This window comes from Pseudomonas sp. HP_01 (assembly GCF_055284355.1).
The window spans coordinates 13,904-33,820 of sequence record NZ_JBTOPV010000005.1 but is presented as its reverse complement, the minus strand read 5'-3'; the positions used below and the strand labels follow the sequence as shown (position 1 = coordinate 33,820).

The window sequence follows — 19,917 nt, the reverse complement described above, 5'->3', positions numbered from 1 at the left end:
GGGCCCAGGCACGCTGAGAGATGTGACGCTCACTCTGGATCTGTAGGCGCCGGCTTGCTGGCGAATGCGGTGGATCAGTGCCATTTGTGCGTCTGACACACCCGGTTCGCCAGCAAGCCGGCTCCTACAGGTTCGGCCTAACGATCGTTCCCACGCTCTGCGTGGGAATGCAGCCCAGGACGCTCCGCGTCCCGCAACCGGCGACGCAGAGCGTCAGTTAGCGCGTTCCCACGCGGAGCGTGGGAACGATCACATCAGTAAAACTGACTTACTTCTCACCACGACTGCGATCAATCGCAAACCCGGCCCAGGTCTGGCTGACGGGCATCAGTTCCAGGCTGTTGACGTTGACGTGGGCCGGCGTGTTCATGATCCAGAAGATGGTGTCGGCGATGTCCTGGGGCTGGATCGGCTCGGCGCCTGCGTAGGTGGCGTCGTACTTGGCCTGATCGCCGCCGAAACGCACCAGCGAGAACTCGCTCTCACACAACCCCGGCTCAAGGTTGGTTACTCGGACGCCGGTGCCAATCAGGTCGTTGCGCAGATTCAGCGAGAACTGACCGACAAACGCCTTGGTGCCGCCATACACGTTACCGCCCGGGTACGGATAATTCCCCGCCACCGAGCCGAGGTTGACGATAGTGGCGCCGCGGCCGTAGGCGATCAGACGCGAAAGCAGCGTGCGCGTGGTGTACACCAGCCCTTTAATGTTGGTGTCGATCATGGTGTCCCAGTCATCCAGATCGCACTTGGGTGCAGGATCAATCCCCAGCGCCAGGCCTGCGTTGTTGATCAGGCCGCGAATCTTCGCGAATTCAGCCGGCAGGCTTTCCACAGCGCGCTCCACGCCCGCCCGATCACGCACGTCCAGCGTCAGCGTGTGCACCTTGGTCTGTTTCGACAATTCGGCGCTCAGCGCCTGCAAGCGGTCTTCACGGCGACCGGTCAGCACCAGCGACCAGCCCGCCTCGGCAAAACGACGGGCGCAGGCTTCGCCAAACCCGGAAGTGGCCCCGGTAATGAATACGGTAGAGGTCATTTCTTTCTCCTGACTAACGATGCGGGCTTATCAAGCCAAGCGGGAATGTCACGCAAGCAGCGTTGCGTGTAGGAAGGTTCTGGAGAATGCCCGCGCTAACAGGCCGGGATCAAGCACCATCAGCAACATCGTCATACGGCCGTTCTGCTGTATAAAAAACAACCAACTTCCCCAAGCCCTTATTCCGTATGGCCTACAGATACTTTTGCCCACCTTATCCACAGTCAGGCAACCATTTTCTGGGGGCAACTCGAAACGCCGAGAGTCCCGGCATACGGGGCGTGTGGGTAACTTGAACGATGTTTTTACTTGACCGGCCATGGGCCATCTGCCGTCGAATTTTCTCAGGACTTGGGTGCGTGGACAGGAATACACGCCCCAGACCACAGATTGCGCTATCTGCGGCGCTCTTTCCAACGGTTGCACACAGACTTATCCACAGGTCGGCATCACGCAAAGACTGTATAAAAAACCAGCCACAAGAACGTTGACAAACCCCACTGAAATACCGGCCGAAACAAGTGGTCAAATATTGATCAGACGGCTGGAAGCCACGTAATCAAAGGCCTCCAGCCAGCTGCTCCCAACTTATTCACAGTCGCTTCCACAGTAAAACTGAACAAGTCAAAAGCGTGACAAAACAGCAATTTGCAGCGGCTATATGTCGCGTTTTCGCACCTTCTCAAAATTGTTTTCCACAATTCGGCTTTGCCATAAAAAAGCCCCGGAAGTTGTCCACCCGGGGCTTGTTTTTACTGCAGCGATCAGGAATCAGTGACCGCCGAGATAGGCGTTCCTGACCTCCTCATTGGTGAGCAATTCCTTACCAGTACCCGTCAGGCGAATCTCGCCGTTAACCATGACGTAAGCGCGGTCCGACAGCTTCAGCGCATGGTTAGCGTTCTGCTCGACCAGGAAGATGGTCATCCCGGTCTGCGCCAGCTCACGCAGCGTCGCGAAGATCTGCTTCACGATGATCGGCGCCAGCCCCAGGCTCGGTTCATCCAGCAGCAGCAGCTTGGGACGGCTCATCAACGCGCGCGCGATGGCGAGCATTTGCTGCTCACCTCCGGACATGGTCATCGCCCGCTGGTTGCGACGCTCCTTGAGCCGAGGGAACATCTCGAACATGCGCTGCATGTCTTCGCTGGCGTGTTTGTCGCCGATGGGGATGGTGCCCATCATCAGGTTCTCTTCCACCGACATGTCAGGGAACACACGGCGGCCTTCCGGCGACTGAGCAATGCCGTTGGATGCGATGTAGTGGGACGACTTGTGGGTGATGTCGGTGCCCTGATAGATGATCTGGCCGCTGGCCGCGCGCGGCTGGCCGAAGATCGACATCAGCAGCGTGGATTTACCCGCGCCGTTGGAGCCGATCAGGCTGACCGTCTCGCCCTCGTCAATGTGCATCGAGACTTTCTTCAGGGCCTGAATCGGCCCGTAATACACGTCGATCTCTTTCAGTTCGAGGATCGGCTTATTCATACCAACTCCTCTTCATCAGCGCCCAGGTACGCGGCGATCACTTTCGGATCGTTGCGGATCTGCTCGGGTTTGCCTCTGGCGATCACGTTGCCGTGGTCGAGCACGACGATGTCGTCGGAAATGCCCATGACCATGCCCATGTCGTGTTCAATCAGCACGATGGTCATGTCGTGATCATCGCGCAGGTGGCGAATCATGCCGCTCAACGCCTCGGTTTCCTGAGGGTTCAAACCAGCTGCCGGCTCGTCCAGGCAGATGACCTGCGGACGCGTGCACATCGCCCGCGCGATCTCCAGACGGCGTTGCTGGCCGTAGGAAAGCTCGCCAGCCAGACGGTTGGCGCAGTCGACCAGATCCACCACTTCGAGCCAGTAGAACGCGGTGCTCATGGCGTCGTCTTCGGCCTTGCGGTAGGCCTTGGTGTTGAGGATGCCGGCGAGCATGTTGCGGTTGACCCACATGTGCTGTGCGACCAACAGGTTCTCGACGACGGACATTTCCTTGAACAGGCGAATGTTCTGGAAAGTTCGCGCAAGCCCCGCACGGTTTACCAGGTGCGTGCCGCCAAACATTTTGTAGTACAGGCGGCTGCCGAAGCGCTTCGGCGAAGCGAAGTCGGCGGCGCGAAATTGCTCGCCGAGCAGCTGAATGACGTTGGTCTTCTTGCCCCGCGCGTTGAGCTCGATGCGCCCGCCCGTGGCTTTGTAGAAGCCGGTCAGGCAGTTGAACACCGTTGTCTTGCCGGCGCCGTTCGGGCCGATGAGGGCAAAGATCGAGTTACGCCGCACTTGCAGGCTGACGTCGCTGAGGGCCTTGATGCCGCCGAAATGCATCATCAGGTTTTCGACGGACAGAACGATTTCGTCGCTCATCACACGCCCTCCACTTTAGCCAGCACGCCTTTGCGTGGCTGCACGCCGGTACGGCTGATGCGGATCAGGCCACGGGGACGCCAGATCATCATCAGCACCATGAGGATGCCGAACAGCAAGACGCGGTATTCCGCGAAGCTGCGCAGCAGTTCCGGTGCGACGGTCAGCACGAAGGCCGCGATGACCACGCCGACGGTCGAGCCCATGCCGCCGAGCACGACGATGGCGAGGATCAGCGCCGACTCGAAGAAGGTGAACGAGGTCGGGTTGACGAAGCCTTGATAGCTGGCGAAGAACACGCCGGCCAGACCCGCCGTCGAAGCGCCGATGGTGAAGGCCGACAGCTTGACCAGCACGTGATTCAGGCCCATGGAGCGGCAGGCGATTTCGTCTTCACGCAGGGCTTCCCACGCGCGGCCGACCGGCATGCGGGTCAGGCGGTGCTTGACGTACAGCACAGCCAGCACCACCAGGAACAGCACGGTGTAGATGAAGATGAATTTCAGGTCCGGGTTGTATTCGAAGCCGAAATACTCATGGATCGGGATGCCGCCGTCTTTGGCGCGACGTCCGAATTCCAGGCCGAAGAAGGTCGGCGCCGGCACTGCCACGCCGTTCGGTCCGCCGGTGAACGACAGCCAGTTATTGAGCACCAGACGGATGATCTCGCCGAAGCCCAGGGTCACGATCGCCAGGTAATCCCCGTGCATCCGCAACACCGGAAAGCCGAGGATGCAACCGGCAAGCGCCGCTGCAATGGCTGCCAGCGGCAACGCCGACCAAAACCCCAGGCCCAGATACTGATAACCCAGCGCCAGGCCGTACGCGCCAATGGCATAGAAGGCCACGTACCCCAGATCCAGCAGACCGGCGAGGCCCACCACGATATTAAGGCCCAGGCCCAGCAGCACGTAGATCAGGCCGAGGATGACCACGGTCAGCACGTACTTGTCAGCGAAGATCGGGAAGATCACCGCGATCAGGATCATCAACGGAATGATAAAGCGCAGGCGCGTCTTGTAACCCGGCGGCAGCACGTGCACGCCGGAGCCCGAGCTTTCAAAACTTTGGGCAATGGCCACGCCTTTTGGTGTCTGCAGGAACAGGCTCATGAAGAAGCGGCCGACAACGACCACGCCCACCAGCACGGCTACGCGGGCCGGTTGCAGGTTGAAGCCATAGCCGTCCAGCACGATGCCGACGATCGGGCCAAACACGATCAGCGCCAGCAGGCCGGCGATCACCGCGTCAATCAGGCTTTGTTTGATATCGATAGGTTTAGTAGGTGCAGACATGGTTATACCTTCGCCACGAGTGGGCGACCCAGCAGGCCTTGGGGACGGAAGATCAGAATCACTACCAGCAGGCCGAAACTGAACACGTCTTTGTAATCGGAGTTGATCAGGCCGGAGAACTGCGACTCGGCAACCCCCAGGATCAGCCCGCCGAGCATGGCGCCTGGCAGCGAACCGATGCCGCCAAGCACCGCTGCGGTAAACGCCTTGATGCCGATGACGAAGCCGGCGAAGAAGTCGAAGGTGCCGTAGTTCATGGTGATCAGCACGCCGGCCAGTGCCGCCATGGCCGCGCCGATGACGAACACGTACGAAATGACCCGGTCGGTGTTGATGCCCAGAATCGAGGCCATCTTGCGATCCTGCTGCGTGGCGCGGCACATCCGGCCCAGCTTGGTGTACTTGATGATGTAGGTCAGTACGCCCATGCCGACGAAAGCAGCGATCAGGATGAAGATTTTGGTGTAGGTGATCTGTACGAAACCGCTGCCGACATCGAAGCGCATGGCGCCTTCGAGCAGGGTCGGTACGCCTTGCTGGCGCGGGCCCTGAGCGATTTGCGCGTAGTTCTGCAGAATCAGGGAGATGCCGATCGCGCTGATCAGCGGCGCCAGACGGGTCGAGTTACGCAGCGGTTTGTACGCCACTCGCTCGATGACGAAACCGTACACACCGGTCACCACAATGGTGAAGATCAGCGTGCCGAGAATCAGAAAGGGGAATGACTCAACGCCGAAGAACGACAGCACGGCGAGGCCGATGGCTGCGAGGTAGGCGGAGATCATGTAAACGTCGCCGTGGGCGAAGTTGATCATGCCGATGATGCCGTAGACCATCGTGTAACCGATGGCAATCAGGCCATAGACCGAGCCCAGTGTCAGGCCGTTGACCATTTGCTGCAGGAAAATACCGTCCATCACGCACGCTCACGAACTTGAAAGGCCAACCTGGCGCGCGGCGACCACTCCCTCGTGAGGAATAGATCGGCGCACACAGTGGCAACAGAAGAAATCCGGCGCCGCCGTCAGACAGCGCCGATTACCGGATCAGGTTGTTTCCCGGCTCACCCCCGTGAAACAACCGATCCGACTAAGCGCTTAACTCACTTCTGCTTTTCGAGCTGGTGGTATTTGCCGTCCTTGTCCCACTGATAAACCACGTAGTCAGAGACTTTCAGGTCGCCCTTGGTGTCCCAGGCTTTCTCGCCCATGACGGTTTTGACCGGGTGGGCTTTGAGGAACTTGGCAGCGTCTTCGCCTTTGTTCGACTTGGCGCCGTTGAAGCCAGCGGCCAGGGCCTGAACCGAAGCGTAGGCGTAGAGGGTGTAGCCTTCTGGCTCGTAGCCGGATTTGCGGAACTGCTCAACCACGGCCTTGCTGTCTGGCAGCATGCGCGGGTCGGCGCCGAAGGTCATGTACACGCCATCGACGTATTGCGCGCCGCCAGCGGTGGTGACCAGTTCGTCGGTGACAACGCCGTCGTCGGACATGAATTTCACGTCTTTCAGGCCTTGCTCACGCAGTTGGCGAACCAGTGGGCCGGCTTCCGGGTGCAGGCCGCCGAAGTAAACGACGTCAGCGCCAACGGAGCGGATCTTGGTGACCAGGGCGCTGAAGTCCTTCTCGCCACGGGTCAGACCTTCTTCCAGCACAGGCTTCACGCCGCGCTTGGTCAGCTGCTTGGCGGTGGCGTCTGCCAGGCCTTTGCCGTAGGTATCTTTGTCGTTGATGACGGCGATCTTCTTGCCCTTGAGCACGTCGACGATGTAGTCGCCGGCAACGATGCCTTGCTGATCGTCACGGCCGCACATACGGAACATGGCGCTCAGGCCGCGCTCGGTAACGGTCGGGTTGGTGGAGCCAGGGGTGATCGCGATGATGCCGGCTTCGTCATAGACTTCCGACGCAGGGATGGTCGAGGAGGAGCAGAAGTGACCGACAACGCCGGCGACTTTGTCAGACGCAGCCTTGTTGGCAACGGCAACGGCCTGTTTCGGTTCGCACGCATCGTCGTAGGCAGTCAGGACGATTTTATCGCCGTTGACGCCGCCCGCAGCGTTGATGGCATCGGCAGCTGCTTGAGCGCCCTTCATGTATTGCTCGCCGAATGAGGCGTTGGCGCCGGTCATCGGGCCTGCAACGCCGATCTTGATGTCGGCTGCCTGCGCAAATGAAGCCGCACCCATGGCAGTAGCCACTGCGAGTGCGAGAAAGCCTTTTCTGTAGAACGTCTGCGACATGAGTTGGTGCTCCTTGGGTTTTTTAATTAGCACTGCGACCACAGAGCTGCTGCGAGCAAGTGGCGTGCCATCGGTTTTTTATTCTTGAGAAACTCGTCGTTTTGTTGCTATCCGACTGATTCCTGCCCTTTTTCACGGGGCGTGCAACCGTCTAAACCGCGCAAGGTGCAACCTTGCGACTTTAAAAGAGCAACCCTGGCGAGACAGCCGCGCAACCGCGCCATCCTCACCTGTACAACCCTGTTGTTACAGCGTGCGTCACCTAACTGCACACCGCCGGTGCGGCACCGCTACGGGCCGCACCATTTGAGGGTAGTGGATGTAGGAGAAAGCGTTGTTTTGGAGAGGGAATTCTTCTCAGATAACGATTCTGAGGCATTGGCCCGCATGGTATAGCGAAAAGCCAGCCTCATACAAAGAACTGCGCAGTCCGACGGCCGCCAGCGGCTGCATCTGCGCAAAGGGGATGGGTAGGACACTGGCGTTGCCACTGCACAGATAATCGGCGAATGCTTTACCGACGACTGTTCCTGTGGTGTTCCCGCGTCCGTTGTAACCGGTGACAGCGACCAGTCCTGGTGCAGGCTCGAACATTCGCAGCAAGTGATCGGGCGTAAACGCGATGCAGCCGGTCCACGTGCATTCCCACTCAAGCGTTTTGAGGTACGGGAAATAATGCTGCTGCACACGATCGGCCCATGCCTTCAGAAACCACCCAGGCTTCTGATTGCCATTGCCCAGACTGCCCAACAACAGCCGACCATCGGCATCGCGGCGAATGCTGCTGAGCACCTGCCGCGTGTCCCAGGAGCCCTGCCCGCCCGGCAAAATCTGCTGCGCCGCGTCTTCGGTCAGTGGCGCCGAGGCCACCTGATAGTAATAGCCGGGAAAGAAGTTGCGCCGCAGCTCCGTCCATTCGCCCTCGGTGTAGGCGTTGGACGCGATGACGACTTGCTCGGCAAGCACCGCCCCGTTTTCGGTGATCACGCACCAGCGCGAGCCTTGTCGTTCAAGGCGCTTGACCGGCGAGTGATCGAAACGCTGGCCGCCCAATTGCGTGACGGCCGCCGCCAACCCGCTGGTGTAGGCCATCGGGTTGATGGTGCCAGCGCGGTGATCGAGTAATGCGGAGGTGATTTCTGTGGTGCCGGTCGCTTCCTGACAGACTTTGCCGGTGAGCAATTCCACCGGCGCGCCGCGTCGCGTCCATTGTTCTGCCCGGCTGCGCAGGTCCAGCTCGCCCTTGGCGTTGTGCGCCATGTGCAGCGTGCCTTTGCGCGTCGCCTGGCAGTCGATGCCGTATTTTTCGATGAGGCTGAAGACCAGCGATGGCGCATTGCCGAGCATGGTGTTGAGCTGGCTGCCGACTTTCTCGCCGAAGCCGGCTTCAATTTCGTCAGGCGGAATCCACAGGCCGGCGTTGACCAGTCCTACGTTCCGCCCGGACCCGCCCTGCCCGGTGCGATGGGCTTCGACGACAGCGACCGTCTTGCCTTGCTCAAGCAGATGAATGGCTGCCGACAACCCCGTGATACCTGCGCCGATGACGCACACATCGACAGTCACTTCCCCGCTCAACGCGGGCGCTTCAGGCCTTTGCGGCGTCAGCGTTTCCCACAGACACTCTTCGCGTAACGGCATCGCAAAACCTCGGAGAGAGACAGCCAGACCTGATCGTTCCCACACTGTTGATCGTTCCCACGCTCCGCGTGGTAATGCAACTGGCGACGCTCCGCGTCACAAAAGCGGGCGCAGAGCGCCTGCCAAGGGCGTGCCCACGCAGAGCGTGGGTACGATCATTTAAAACCAGAGCACCCAGCGCAAAGCATCAATCAAACGTAATCCCCTGCGCCAGCGGCAATTCCCGGGAGTAGTTCACGGTCGCAGTCTGGCGGCGCATGTAGCCTTTCCACGAGTCCGAGCCGGATTCGCGACCGCCGCCGGTTTCTTTCTCGCCACCGAACGCGCCACCAATCTCTGCACCACTCGGGCCAATGTTGACGTTGGCGATGCCGCAATCGCTGCCCAGCGCCGAGATGAATTGCTCGGCCTCGCGCACGTCGGTGGTGAAGATGCAGGACGACAAACCTTGGGGCACATCATTGTTCAGGCGCACCGCCTCGCTGAATTCCTCATAGCCCACCACGTACAGAATCGGCGCGAAGGTTTCGCTGCGCACGACATCGCTCTGCTCCGGCATCTCGACGATGGCCGGCGAGACGTAGTAACCGTTGGGGAATTGCTCTTGCAACTGGCGCTTGCCGCCGAACACCTTGCCGCCTTCGCTCAACGCCTGTTCCAGGGCTTCTTGCATGTTTTCGTAGCTTTGCTTGTCGATCAGCGGACCCACCAGATTGCCTTCCAGCGGATGCCCTATGCGCACTTTGGCGTATGCCGCTTTCAGGCGCTCGACGAACTCCGCCTTCACCGACGAGTGCGCGATCAAACGGCGCAGGGTGGTGCAACGTTGGCCGGCCGTGCCGACAGCGCTGAACAGCACCGCGCGGACGGCCAGATCCAGGTCGGCACTTGGGGTCAGAATCATCGCGTTGTTGCCGCCCAGCTCAAGAATGCTGCGGGCGAAACGTGCAGCGAGTTTCGGCGCCACTTCGCGGCCCATGCGCGTGCTGCCAGTGGCACTGATCAACGCGACGCGAACGTCATCGACCAACGCCTCACCGGCTTCACGGCCGCCGACGATGCATTGGGTGAGGTACTGCGGAGCGTCCGAGAACTCAGCCGCGACCTTATCGAACAGTGCCTGGCAAGCCAGCGCCGTCAGCGGCGTCTTTTCCGAAGGCTTCCAGATCACCGAGTTACCGCAGACCAGTGCCAATGCGGTGTTCCACGACCAGACCGCGACAGGAAAGTTGAAGGCGCTGATGACGCCGACGACGCCCAGCGGGTGCCAGGTTTCACGCATGTGGTGACCCGGGCGCTCGGAGGCGATGGTCAGGCCGTACATCTGACGCGACAGGCCGACGGCGAAGTCGCAGATGTCGATCATTTCCTGCACTTCGCCAAGACCTTCCTGAGTGATCTTGCCGGCTTCCCACGACACCAGCTCGCCCAGGTCGGTTTTGTGCTTGCGCAGCGCTTCGCCAAACAGACGAATCAGCTCGCCACGACGGGGCGCGGGCACTTTGCGCCATGCTTCGAAGGCGTGGTCGGCGCGGGTGATGCGCTGCTCGACTTCGGCGGCGCTTTCCCAGCTCACCGAGGCCACCTGGCTGCCATCGATCGGCGTGTGAACAGGCTTGTCGCCCTGTTGATAAAGCGCGGCATCGACACCGAGTCGGGTAAGCAGGTCGTTGAGCATGATTTCTCCTGAAACTGATCGTAAGCGCGAAAGCGGAATGCCAAATATTGGTTATTTCGTCAGCCTCTAGTAATAGCTGCCCGGCGACACTGCAACAAACGACGATTAAGCGAGATATCATTCCGTTTTTTCATGCTGACGCTGAACGAGCCGAATATGCTGAGCAAACGCCATCTCCCGTCGGTCACCGCGCTGCAATGTTTTGAAGCGGTGACCCGTCACCTGAGTTTCACCCGTGCGGCCGAGGAGCTGAACCTCACCCAGAGCGCCGTCAGCAAGCAGGTCGCCCAGCTGGAGGAGTTGGTGCAGCATCTGTTGTTCCGACGGGTTCGTCGGCGCCTGCAACTGACGCCAGCCGGAGCGCTGTACCTGGGCGAGGTGCGCAAAGTGCTCACGCAGATGGAAATGTCGACGCACTTCCTGCGTTCCTACGGCGGCGAAACCGAAGTCTTGCGCGTATCGACGCCTTCGACCTTCGGCGCCCGCTGGCTGGTACCGCGGCTCAAGGGCTGGCGCTTGCGTCATCCGCACATTCATCTGGATCTGGTCAACGAACAGGAAAGCGATGACCTGGCCCAGAGCCGCTGCGACCTGTCGTTCTATTTCGGCGGTGGCGCCCGACCCGGTGCCGAGAGCGTGAGGCTGTTCAGTGAAGAGCTCGTCCCGGTCTGCGCTCCAGGCAGCGTGCCTGAGGAGCCGTTCACCGATCCTACGCAACTGACCGATCTGGTCCTGCTGCAAAACGCGCATCGTCCCCAGGCCTGGCATGACTGGTTCGAAAGTCAGGGTTACCAGACCGAGCACAGCTATCACGGCCCGCGCTTCGAAACGATCTATATGTGCATTCGCGCAGCGCAAGTGGGCTGCGGCGTCGCGCTACTGCCCCGGTTTCTGGTGGAGGAAGAGCTGGCGGACGGCAAGCTGATCATCCCCTGGCAACACGCCCTCCCCAGCCAGGATGCGTATTACCTGGCATACCCGGAGCGTGCGGCGGAAGTACCGAAGATTCGCGTGTTTGTGGAATGGATGCTCGAACAGCTCAATGAGCCAACGCCGCAGTGACAGCTTCCCGGCTAAAGCCAGTCCCACACGTTGGGGTTCCAGCCAGCCCCACTGGATGCACGCAAGGCTTTTAGTGGGACCGGCTTCAGCCGGGAAGAGGCCCGTTCGCTCACAATCAAATCTGCGGGGTGAATGCCGACGCCTTCCCGGCTAAAGCCGGTCCCACAGTTAGCGTTTCAGCCAGCCCCACTGGATGCACGCAAGGCTTTTAGTGGGACCGGCTTCAGCCGGGAGGAGGCCCGTTTGCTCACCATCAAATCTGCGGTGTGACGACTGACGCCTTCCCGGCTAAAGCCAGTCCCACGATCGCTGAAACATTTCTGCCCCTCTTCCACGACCACTGGCATTATGTCGGCCATCGTCAATAACAAACCGGACGTACCGCCACAGCGCTACCGCAAGGTTGTATGCGACACACCCAATTGAATCCCGGGCCGCACCTTGGCGGCCGCTGCTGGCTGGAGCGACACAATGAGTGAGAGCGCTTTCGCGGACCGCATCGTGCAGAACCTGCTCGATACCGACCTCTATAAGCTGAGCATGATGCAGGCCGTGCTGCACAACTACCCCAACGTCGAAGTCGAGTGGGAGTTTCGCTGCCGCAACGGTGAAGACCTCAGGCCGTATCTGAACGAGATCCGCTATCAGATCGAGCAGCTCTGCGACCTGTCGCTGAGTGTCGAAGAGACCGGTTTCCTCGAGCGCATCAATTTCATGAAGCCCGACTTCCTGCGTTTCCTCGGGCTGTTCCGTTTCAACTTGCGCTATGTCCAGACCACCATCGAAAACGACGAACTGTGCATCCGCCTGTCCGGCCCCTGGCTGCACGTGATCCTCTTCGAAGTGCCCGTCCTGGCCATCGTCAGCGAAGTCCGCAATCGCCATCGCAACCCGGAAACCCTGCTCAGTCAGGCTCGCGATCAGCTGTATCGAAAATTCGACTGGCTGAACGCAACCGCCACCGCCGACGAACTGGCGGAATTGAAAGTCGCTGACTTCGGCACGCGCCGGCGTTTCTCCTACGCGGTGCAGGAAGACGTCGTTTCGGTGCTGAAAAAGGATTTCCCCGGCCAGTTCGTCGGCACCAGTAACGTGCACCTGGCGCGCAAATTCGACCTCAAGCCTCTCGGCACCATGGCCCACGAATGGATCATGGCCCACCAGCAACTCGGCCCGCGCCTGATCGACAGCCAGATTGCCGCCCTCGATTGCTGGGTGCGCGAATACCGAGGCCTGCTGGGTATTGCGCTGACAGACTGCATCACCACCGATGCCTTCCTCGGTGATTTCGACCTGTTCTTCGCCAAGCTCTTCGACGGCCTGCGCCACGATTCGGGCGATCCTGTGCAGTGGGCCGAAAAATGCATCCGGCATTATCAAAAGCTGGGCATCGAGCCGATGAGCAAGACGCTGGTGTTCTCCGACGGGTTGAATCTGCCCAAGGCGCTGGAAATATTCCGGGCGCTGCGGGGCCGCATCAACGTCAGTTTCGGGATCGGCACCAACCTGACCGCCGACATCCCGGGGATTCAGCCGATGAGCATCGTGCTGAAAATGACCGCCTGCGCCGGCCAGCCCGTCGCCAAGATTTCCGACGAGCCCGGCAAAACGCAGTGCAAGGACCCGGAATTCGTGTCCTATCTGCGCCACGTATTCAAGGTGCCAGCCTGAGTCGAGCACCGACCGCCGCCCTTTTTATGCCATTCCTTTTTTGCTCGAGGAGTCAATCATGCAAGACGTACAGCGCGAGATCGCCCGGCAGCTCAACGTCCAGCCGCCTTTTGCCAATGATGGGGCACTGCAGGCGGAAGTCAGCCGCCGCGTGCAATTCATCAAGGACTGCCTGCATAACGCCCGTCTGAAGGTGCTGGTGCTGGGCATCAGCGGTGGCGTGGATTCGCTGACAGCGGGTCTTATGGCCCAACGCGCCATTCGCGAGCTGCGCGAAAGTACCGGCGACATTGCCTACACCTTCGTCGCCGTGCGCCTGCCGTATCACATCCAGCACGACGAACACGAAGCCACCGCATCGGTGGATTTCATCAATCCCGATGAGCGCCACACGGTGGACATCGCGCCCTCGGTGAAGGCGCTGGTCGAGCAGATCAAAGCCTTCGAGGGCCAGCCGGCCAATACCGTGGATTTCGTCAAAGGCAACATCAAGGCCCGGGCGCGGATGGTCGCGCAGTACGCCATTGCTGGCGTGAAAGGCGGTCTGGTCATCGGTACCGACCATGCGGCTGAAGCGGTGATGGGTTTCTACACCAAGTTCGGCGACGGCGCTTGCGACCTGGCGCCGTTGAGCGGTCTGGTGAAGAACCAGGTTCGCGCCATCGCCCGCAGCTTCGGCGCCCCGCAGAACCTGGTCGAGAAAGTCCCCACTGCCGACCTCGAAGAACTGGTCCCCGGCAAACCGGACGAAGCGGCCCACGGCATCAGCTACGCCGAGATCGACGCCTTCCTGCACGGCGAGCCGGTCAAACAGGAAACCGCCGAGATCATTGTCAGCACTTACCGCAAGACCCAGCACAAACGGGATCTGCCGTACGCGCCGTAATCCTTCCGGGAACGGTAGCGCGCCTTTGGGCTGTGAATCCAGTCGCTTAAGCGCATGCAAATCCTGTAGGAGTGTGCTTGCCCGCGAAAGCGTTTTGTCAGTCGCCATGTGCATAACTGACCCAACTCATTCGCGGGCAAGCGCGCTCCTACAGTGATTCACGCGATACGCAGCGCAGGTCGAACGGCGCTGCATTCAAAAACGGAATGAACCCGTTAGTTCTTTTCGCTTGATGGCGCTCGCCATCACGGCTTACATAGCGCTCTGACTATCCCGCCCAGAGCCGCTATCCATGACTGCTTTCCAAGGCCTCTTCACACTCGTTGCGTCCACTGTCGGCCAGCCCGCTGCGGCATGGCTGGAACACCGCGTCGAGGTGCCACAAGCGCTGAGCGGGTTTTCCTGGTCTGAAGAGGCGATCCACCGAGTGTGGCTGGCCGAAGCGTTGAACCTGTGCCTGTTCCACAAGCTGGTGGAGGCAGTGCCGGACGGGCTTCGCTATGTGGACGAGCAATTCGAGGTCGGCCGCAAGGTGGTGTTTGACCACGGCGCCATCCGCACCGTCGATTGGGCGGGGAACGGCGAATTGCCGCGTGGTCGCCAGGCCTTCTCGCGCCTGCTGGAGCCGCTGGGTTTCACCGATGTGCGTACCTATCCGCTGACCAAACTGAACATGACCGGCTGGGGCTATCGTCAGATGGACCTGCCGGAAGACATCGCGCAGTTCTTCGTTTCCGAACTGCACCCAGGGCGACTCAGTCAGTCGTTTCAAGACGCGGTCAGCCGCGTCGTCGGCTCGAGCCGCGACCCGTTGAGCCCTGAAGACCTGAGTGTCCTCAATCGCCTGCGCACCACCCGGCATTGCAGCCTGGCTGAAGCCACGCGCCTGCTGCCGGCGCTGTATCGCGCGTTTGGCCGCCAGCACGGCGTCGTTCGGGAGGACGACTATCGCCAACTGTTGAGCGAAAGCGCGGAAATGGCGTGGATCGCTACTGAAGGCAACAGCTTCAATCATCTGACCGACCGGGTGGTGAATCTTGAAGCGACGGTGGCAGAGCAGAATCGGCGCGAGCGGCCGATGAAGGACAGCATCGAGGTATCAGGTTCGGGAAGGGTCATGCAGACCGCGTACAAAGCCTGCACGGTGAGCCGAGAACTGTTGAATGCCCAGGGCGTCGTGGTGGCGCATAAGGTGCCGGGCTCATTCGTGGAGTTCATTCAGCGCAAGATCGACCCTGATAACGGCAGGATCGATCTCAACTTCGACAGCAGCAACGCCCAGGGCATCTTCAAGATGACCGATTCGAAGCAGGCTTAGCGGTCACTTCAACGTGACAGTGCCTTTCATCATCCCGATGTGGCCTGGGAACGAGCAGAAGAAGCCGTATTTCTCGGCCGGGTCCAGTTTGGATACGTCGAAGGTGACCGAATCCTTCTCGCCTCCGCCGATCACTTTGGTGTGGGCAATAACGCGCGCGTCACCGTCCTTCAGATAATCCTTGTCGATGCCGACGCTCATGCCGTCTGTGGCGATCTGCGACATTTCATCGTATTTGCTGATGACCAGGTTGTGGCCCATCACGGCCTTAGGCAGGCTGCCGGAGTGTTTCAGGTTCACGGTGAACTGCTTGCAGCTCTTGTCGATTTCGATGGCTTTGGTGGTGAACGTCATCTGGTCGGTGGAATCGACTTCGACCGAGCATTCGGCCGCCAGCAGGTGCCCACTGGCCAAAGTCAGAACGGATGCAGCGACAAGCTTGCGAATCATGGTGCGTCTCCTGGTGGGCAGCCTGCAACTTTGTACACAAGGACTGCCCTTAAATTAAAACACGTTATCAACCGGTAATACCGGTCACCTCGGGCGGCTCTATCAGTGCCATCGAGACAATCAAACAGTCAGCACTACGATGGCTGCATAAGCTCGCCCTGTCACCTATCTTCAGGACGATCCCATGCAACTCTCCAGCATTTTGCGCAGCTTGCTCGCCGCTTACGCCTGTGGCGCATCGGGCAGTTACGACCGCGCCAGCCAGGCTTACGGCGTCTATCAACGTGCGGTTTCCGACGGACAGGACCTGTAATGGCGGGCGACTGACTAGCATCGATGACCGCGTGAGGAAAAATACCACGCCGGTTTTGCACCATTCTCAGGCAGAATGTGCTGACTTATCGTCTGCCTCGAGGACTGCCCATGGCCAAACCCAACTATTCCTTCGCCAAACGCCAACGTGATCTGGCAAAAGAGCAAAAGAAAGAGGAAAAAGCACAGCGCAAGCAGGCCGAGAAGGCTGAAGCAGAGGCTGGAGAAGGTGCAGTCGTAGACGGCGAAAACGCCGAAGGCTCCACCGAAGCTGATGGCGCCACCGACGTAAAAGGCTCCGCTGAAGAAAAGCCTGCCGAGTGATCATCTGATTCAGCGCAATGGGATGGATGAACGCGAAAATCTGTAGGAGTGAGCTTGCTCGCGATAGGATTTTCGCCGTGATCCATCCATTGGCTGACACTCATCTATCGCGGGCAAGCGCGCTCCTGCAACAGGCCTCCCCCCCTCACATCGCAAGCGGCATCACGGTCACACGCACTTCAGGGTCGTGGCTCCCGCCTCCCAGAATCACCCCGCGCAACGGCGACACGTCAGAAAAATCCCTCCCCCACGCCAGACTGATGTGCTCAAGCGCCGGCTGAACGTTGTTGGTCGGATCAAAATCAACCCAACCCAGCACCGGACAGAACACCGAGACCCACGCGTGGGACGCATCGGCGCCGATCAGCCGTGGCTGACCGGGCGGCGGCTGGGTCAGCAGATAGCCGCTGACATAACGCGCCGCCAGCCCGCGCGAGCGGACGCAGGCCAGCATCAGATGAGCGAAGTCCTGACACACGCCACGACGGGTTTCGAGCACTTCCACCAATGGCGTGGCAACCTGAGTCGCCTCGCCGTCAAACGTGAACTCTTCGAATATCTTTTCCATCAACGCCTGCGCGCACATCAGCAGCGGCCGTCCGGCGGGAAAACAGCTGGCTGAGAAATCGACGAACGTCTGTTTCAGGTGCACGTAAGGCGATTCGAAGCGATAGCGGCAGGCATCGAGGATGTCCGGCGCCATCCTCGATGCGCTGTAGGTCAGCCGATGCTGCGCCTCGTCCCATGCAGCGGAACCATTGAAATCCAGCCGAGGCCGTTCCAGCACTTCAATGCGCAGGCGCGCGTTGACCTGCAGCTCATCGTGGGGGCGTTCGAATGCCAGGCGCGTCAGCGGATTGCCGAAAACGTCCAGCTCATCGCGGCGCGTGGTCGGCGTCGGGCTGATAACCAGGTGCTGCTCCAGGCACCGCTGCCAGGGACTGCGTCGCGGCCACAGATGGGCGAGCTGCTGCGCCAGGGAAACCGGGCTGTCGTATTTGTAGTGCGTGTCGTGGAGGATCTGATACTGGGCACTGTTCATTAGACCGACACCGTGCGCTGACTGACATCGTCGACGTGGGCGAAGTGACGCAGCGCCAGCCGATCAGACACATGGCCGCTGGTCTCGCCGATGGTCTGCAGCAAATCCGCCAGCCCATCCAGCGCCGCTTTGACGCTGCTCGTGCCGAACAGACCCTCTTCCAGACAGCCCAGATCGAAGACCGACAGCCGCTGGATCAGCGCCGCGAGACTATTGTCCTGGGGCACCCCGAAATCCTCGTTCATGCGTTTCACCGAGCGGGCCACCAGCTTGAGCTGAAACAACACCGCGTGGGGGTTCTGATCGTCCAGCACCAGCAAATCGAGCACCGGGATCAACTGCGGCAGGGCCAGATAGCGCGAGCGGTAAGTGATGCCGCTATTGCCCAGCTCAAGCAGCCCATCCAGAGCATCCTGATGAAATACCGCCTCGCTGCGCAGGAATGCCGCCAGCGTCGTGCACAGAAACTGCAAGCGCTCGATGCGCCGCCCGATCATCAGGAAGCGCCAGCCCTCGTCGCGGGTCATGTCGTCCAGGGCAAAACCGGACAGCGCCGCCAGTGACATCACCAGCCGGTTGAGAAAATCCAGCAACTCGCCGAAGTCGGGGCTCTCGGTTTCCAGGCTCATCGCTTCACGCTGCAGCTCCACCAGCGCCTGCCAGTTCTCCCGGGACAACTTGCCGCGCACCTGGGACGCCGCCCACTGCAGTCGCTGCAAATTCGAGCGCAGGCTGAACGGCCAGTCGTCACCCAACAGCGCTTCAAGCAGACGCTCATGCAGCTCGCTCGGCTCTTCTTCGTCCTGGAGCGGCAGCAGGTTCAAGCGTTCGGCCAACTCGACCGCCGCTTGCAGGGCGACTGGGTCATCGCCGTCGACATAGCGCGTGAGCATGATGCGCAGGAGGCGCGCACTGTTGTCGCATCGCTCGCAGTAGCGGCCGAACCAGAACAGATTTTCCACCACCCGCGACGGCAGATAAGGGTCGCGACGCACCAAGTCATGCACACCCAACGAATGGCGATGTTTCCACGGTTCGCTGCCCAGCGGGCGCTCGCCAAGAATCCAGGTGTCCTTGCTCGCCCCGCCCCGCTGCATCGACACCACGTCGGCGTCGGCGTCGGCAGCCACGCGGGTCAGTCCGCCCGGCAGGACACGATAGCCATCGGCCGTTGCCACCGCGTACACGCGCATGCCGATGGCGCGGGGTTGCAGCTGACTGTCCTCGCCGTGCCAGACCGGCGCGTGGGACAACTGCGCCAGTTCCTGAGCGACGTAGGCATAGGGCCGGGCCTGCATGCGCGCGGCCAGGGCCTGACGCTCTTCGTCGCTGAGATCACGGCCGAACACCGGGGCGAAACTCTGCGAAGGAAACGCGGGTTTGATGAGCAGCTCGGGCATCTTCTCCAGCGCCTGCGCCAGTACCGGTGGCTCACCGCACCACCACGTGGCGATCGACGGCAGCAACAACTCTTCGCCAAACAGGTGTTCATTGATCTTCGGCAAAAACCCCAACAGCCCCGGTGATTCCAGCACGCCGCTGCCCAAGGCATTGGCAACCAGCACGCGGCCCTGTCGCACCGCTTGAAGCAGGCCCGGCACGCCCAGCGCCGAATCGGTGCGCAGCTCCAGTGGATCGCAGAAATCGTCGTCAAGACGGCGCATGATCGCGTGAACACGACGCAGCCCGCTCAGGGTTTTCAGATAGACCGTGTCGTCGCGCACAGTCAGGTCGCTGCCTTCCACCAGCGGATAGCCCAGCTGACCGGCCAGATAAAGATGCTCGAAATAGCTCTCGTTGAAACGTCCGGGCGTCAGCAACACCACCAGCGGTGCTTCGTGGCTGGTCGGCGCCTGGCGCGCGAGGGTTTCCTGCAGCGACCGAAAGAAATTCGAGAGGTGCTGGACTTGCATATCCCGGTACAACTCGGGAAACGCACGCGACACGATCAGACGGTTTTCCAGCGCATAACCGGCACCCGACGGCGCCTGAGTCCGGTCGGCGGTCACCCACCAGCGGCCATCGGGCGTGCGCGCCAGGTCAACCGCGTACACATGCAGAAAAGTGCCTTCAGGCGGCTTTACGCCCTGGCATGGCCAGAGAAAATTGTTGTGGCCGAACACCAGCTCCGCCGGCAGCAGACCTTCGGCGATCAGTTCCTGCGGGCCGTAGAGATCGGCCAGCACGGCATTGAGCAGACGGGCACGCTGGGCGATACCGGCCGCCAGGGGCCGCCACTCTTCCATTGGAATCACGTGGGGCAGCATGTCCAGTTCCCAGGGTCGATCGGCACCCTTGGGGTCGGCGTAGACGTTATAGGTCACGCCGTTTTCCTGAATCTGCCGGGCGAGCAGCGCCTGACGCTGGAAGAGCTGCGAAGGCGTGCTGCGCTGGAGATGCTCGTACAGACGCTGCCAATGCGGCCGAACGGCGCCGCTGGCATCCAGCATCTCGTGATAGGTACCCGGAGTGAGCGGATAGTGGTCAAGCAGGTCAGGCATGGAAGGCTCGGCAGACAACAAAAGGACTCGAATCAACTGCGCTCAGAGTAGCGCAGACAACATGACACGCAGGTGCGCTTCCACGTTTGGATCTGCAGC

17 protein-coding genes are annotated in these 19,917 nt (G+C 60.6%); 6 read left to right on the top strand and 11 right to left on the bottom strand.

Going from position 1 to position 19,917, the window contains the following annotated elements:
- Positions 1–268: 268 nt before the first annotated feature.
- The 8 genes from ACYAR8_RS04945 to amaB form a co-directional block, all read right to left on the bottom strand.
- On the bottom strand, positions 269–1,039 hold the full coding sequence (locus ACYAR8_RS04945; protein ID WP_427683465.1) for an SDR family oxidoreductase: 771 nt from the start codon (positions 1,037–1,039) through the stop codon (positions 269–271).
- Positions 1,040–1,810: 771 nt separating this feature from the next.
- On the bottom strand, positions 1,811–2,527 hold the full coding sequence (locus ACYAR8_RS04940; protein WP_108119042.1) for an ABC transporter ATP-binding protein: 717 nt from the start codon (positions 2,525–2,527) through the stop codon (positions 1,811–1,813).
- On the bottom strand, positions 2,524–3,399 hold the full coding sequence (locus ACYAR8_RS04935) for an ATP-binding cassette domain-containing protein (RefSeq protein ID WP_108119043.1): 876 nt from the start codon (positions 3,397–3,399) through the stop codon (positions 2,524–2,526). The genes ACYAR8_RS04940 and ACYAR8_RS04935 overlap by 4 nt, the downstream gene beginning before the upstream one ends.
- On the bottom strand, positions 3,399–4,694 hold the full coding sequence (gene livM / locus ACYAR8_RS04930; protein WP_463579227.1) for a high-affinity branched-chain amino acid ABC transporter permease LivM: 1,296 nt from the start codon (positions 4,692–4,694) through the stop codon (positions 3,399–3,401). The genes ACYAR8_RS04935 and livM overlap by 1 nt, the downstream gene beginning before the upstream one ends.
- Before the next feature lie 2 nt (positions 4,695–4,696).
- The gene (locus ACYAR8_RS04925; RefSeq protein WP_037015668.1) at positions 4,697–5,611 is read right to left on the bottom strand and encodes an ABC transporter permease subunit; all 915 of its coding nucleotides are present in this window, start codon (positions 5,609–5,611) and stop codon (positions 4,697–4,699) included.
- Between the two features lie 185 nt (positions 5,612–5,796).
- Positions 5,797–6,933: an ABC transporter substrate-binding protein gene (locus tag ACYAR8_RS04920; RefSeq protein ID WP_074891393.1), complete on the bottom strand. Its 1,137-nt coding sequence runs from the start codon at positions 6,931–6,933 to the stop codon at positions 5,797–5,799.
- Between the two features lie 357 nt (positions 6,934–7,290).
- Positions 7,291–8,574: an L-pipecolate oxidase gene (gene amaA, locus ACYAR8_RS04915; RefSeq protein WP_108119045.1), complete on the bottom strand. Its 1,284-nt coding sequence runs from the start codon at positions 8,572–8,574 to the stop codon at positions 7,291–7,293.
- A gap of 187 nt (positions 8,575–8,761) precedes the next feature.
- Entirely contained in the window at positions 8,762–10,252 is a 1,491-nt protein-coding gene (amaB, locus tag ACYAR8_RS04910) for an L-piperidine-6-carboxylate dehydrogenase (protein WP_463579226.1), read from the bottom strand.
- A 156-nt stretch (positions 10,253–10,408) separates the two neighbouring features.
- Here amaB and ACYAR8_RS04905 point away from each other — a divergent pair, with 156 nt between their 5' ends.
- The 4 genes from ACYAR8_RS04905 (at position 10,409) to ACYAR8_RS04890 (ending at position 15,189) form a co-directional block, all read left to right on the top strand.
- Positions 10,409–11,314, top strand: a complete 906-nt coding sequence (locus ACYAR8_RS04905; protein ID WP_463579225.1) for a LysR family transcriptional regulator — start codon at positions 10,409–10,411, stop codon at positions 11,312–11,314.
- 471 nt (positions 11,315–11,785) lie between these two features.
- On the top strand, positions 11,786–12,985 hold the full coding sequence (gene pncB, locus ACYAR8_RS04900; RefSeq protein WP_463579224.1) for a nicotinate phosphoribosyltransferase: 1,200 nt from the start codon (positions 11,786–11,788) through the stop codon (positions 12,983–12,985).
- Positions 12,986–13,043: 58 nt separating this feature from the next.
- Positions 13,044–13,871, top strand: a complete 828-nt coding sequence (nadE, locus tag ACYAR8_RS04895; protein ID WP_463579223.1) for an ammonia-dependent NAD(+) synthetase — start codon at positions 13,044–13,046, stop codon at positions 13,869–13,871.
- A gap of 292 nt (positions 13,872–14,163) precedes the next feature.
- Entirely contained in the window at positions 14,164–15,189 is a 1,026-nt protein-coding gene (locus tag ACYAR8_RS04890; RefSeq protein ID WP_074891403.1) for a DUF1338 domain-containing protein, read from the top strand.
- Positions 15,190–15,192: 3 nt separating this feature from the next.
- Here ACYAR8_RS04890 and azu read toward each other — a convergent pair whose 3' ends face one another.
- Positions 15,193–15,639: an azurin gene (azu, locus tag ACYAR8_RS04885; protein WP_074891405.1), complete on the bottom strand. Its 447-nt coding sequence runs from the start codon at positions 15,637–15,639 to the stop codon at positions 15,193–15,195.
- Between the two features lie 184 nt (positions 15,640–15,823).
- Between azu and ACYAR8_RS04880 the strand changes: the two genes are divergently transcribed.
- Together ACYAR8_RS04880 and ACYAR8_RS04875 are read left to right on the top strand one after the other, a co-directional pair.
- On the top strand, positions 15,824–15,952 hold the full coding sequence (locus ACYAR8_RS04880; RefSeq protein ID WP_463579222.1) for a hypothetical protein: 129 nt from the start codon (positions 15,824–15,826) through the stop codon (positions 15,950–15,952).
- Positions 15,953–16,062: 110 nt separating this feature from the next.
- Positions 16,063–16,275, top strand: coding sequence for a hypothetical protein (locus ACYAR8_RS04875; RefSeq protein WP_074891406.1), 213 nt, complete (start codon positions 16,063–16,065; stop codon positions 16,273–16,275).
- Positions 16,276–16,420: 145 nt separating this feature from the next.
- Here ACYAR8_RS04875 and ACYAR8_RS04870 read toward each other — a convergent pair whose 3' ends face one another.
- Both ACYAR8_RS04870 and ACYAR8_RS04865 read right to left on the bottom strand, forming a co-directional pair.
- Positions 16,421–17,317, bottom strand: a complete 897-nt coding sequence (locus ACYAR8_RS04870; RefSeq protein ID WP_108119049.1) for a transglutaminase-like domain-containing protein — start codon at positions 17,315–17,317, stop codon at positions 16,421–16,423.
- A complete protein-coding gene (locus ACYAR8_RS04865; RefSeq protein ID WP_463579221.1) occupies positions 17,317–19,818 on the bottom strand; it encodes a circularly permuted type 2 ATP-grasp protein in 2,502 nt (833 codons plus the stop codon). Before ACYAR8_RS04865 ends, ACYAR8_RS04870 begins: the two co-directional genes overlap by 1 nt.
- Positions 19,819–19,917 lie beyond the last annotated feature (99 nt).

Bases quoted from the DNA above. Each gene is read 5' to 3' on its own strand.
- livM (WP_463579227.1), bottom strand. From the start codon at position 4,694: ATGTCTGCACCTACTAAACCTATCGATATCAAACAAAGCCTGATTGAC.
- ACYAR8_RS04880 (WP_463579222.1), top strand. From the start codon at position 15,824: ATGCAACTCTCCAGCATTTTGCGCAGCTTGCTCGCCGCTTACGCCTGT.
- ACYAR8_RS04945 (WP_427683465.1), bottom strand. From the start codon at position 1,039: ATGACCTCTACCGTATTCATTACCGGGGCCACTTCCGGGTTTGGCGAA.
- ACYAR8_RS04940 (WP_108119042.1), bottom strand. From the start codon at position 2,527: ATGAATAAGCCGATCCTCGAACTGAAAGAGATCGACGTGTATTACGGG.
- nadE (WP_463579223.1), top strand. From the start codon at position 13,044: ATGCAAGACGTACAGCGCGAGATCGCCCGGCAGCTCAACGTCCAGCCG.
- pncB (WP_463579224.1), top strand. From the start codon at position 11,786: ATGAGTGAGAGCGCTTTCGCGGACCGCATCGTGCAGAACCTGCTCGAT.
- ACYAR8_RS04935 (WP_108119043.1), bottom strand. From the start codon at position 3,399: ATGAGCGACGAAATCGTTCTGTCCGTCGAAAACCTGATGATGCATTTC.
- ACYAR8_RS04890 (WP_074891403.1), top strand. From the start codon at position 14,164: ATGACTGCTTTCCAAGGCCTCTTCACACTCGTTGCGTCCACTGTCGGC.
- amaB (WP_463579226.1), bottom strand. From the start codon at position 10,252: ATGCTCAACGACCTGCTTACCCGACTCGGTGTCGATGCCGCGCTTTAT.
- azu (WP_074891405.1), bottom strand. From the start codon at position 15,639: ATGATTCGCAAGCTTGTCGCTGCATCCGTTCTGACTTTGGCCAGTGGG.
- ACYAR8_RS04905 (WP_463579225.1), top strand. From the start codon at position 10,409: ATGCTGAGCAAACGCCATCTCCCGTCGGTCACCGCGCTGCAATGTTTT.
- ACYAR8_RS04865 (WP_463579221.1), bottom strand. From the start codon at position 19,818: ATGCCTGACCTGCTTGACCACTATCCGCTCACTCCGGGTACCTATCAC.
- ACYAR8_RS04875 (WP_074891406.1), top strand. From the start codon at position 16,063: ATGGCCAAACCCAACTATTCCTTCGCCAAACGCCAACGTGATCTGGCA.
- amaA (WP_108119045.1), bottom strand. From the start codon at position 8,574: ATGCCGTTACGCGAAGAGTGTCTGTGGGAAACGCTGACGCCGCAAAGG.
- ACYAR8_RS04920 (WP_074891393.1), bottom strand. From the start codon at position 6,933: ATGTCGCAGACGTTCTACAGAAAAGGCTTTCTCGCACTCGCAGTGGCT.
- ACYAR8_RS04870 (WP_108119049.1), bottom strand. From the start codon at position 17,317: ATGAACAGTGCCCAGTATCAGATCCTCCACGACACGCACTACAAATAC.
- ACYAR8_RS04925 (WP_037015668.1), bottom strand. From the start codon at position 5,611: ATGGACGGTATTTTCCTGCAGCAAATGGTCAACGGCCTGACACTGGGC.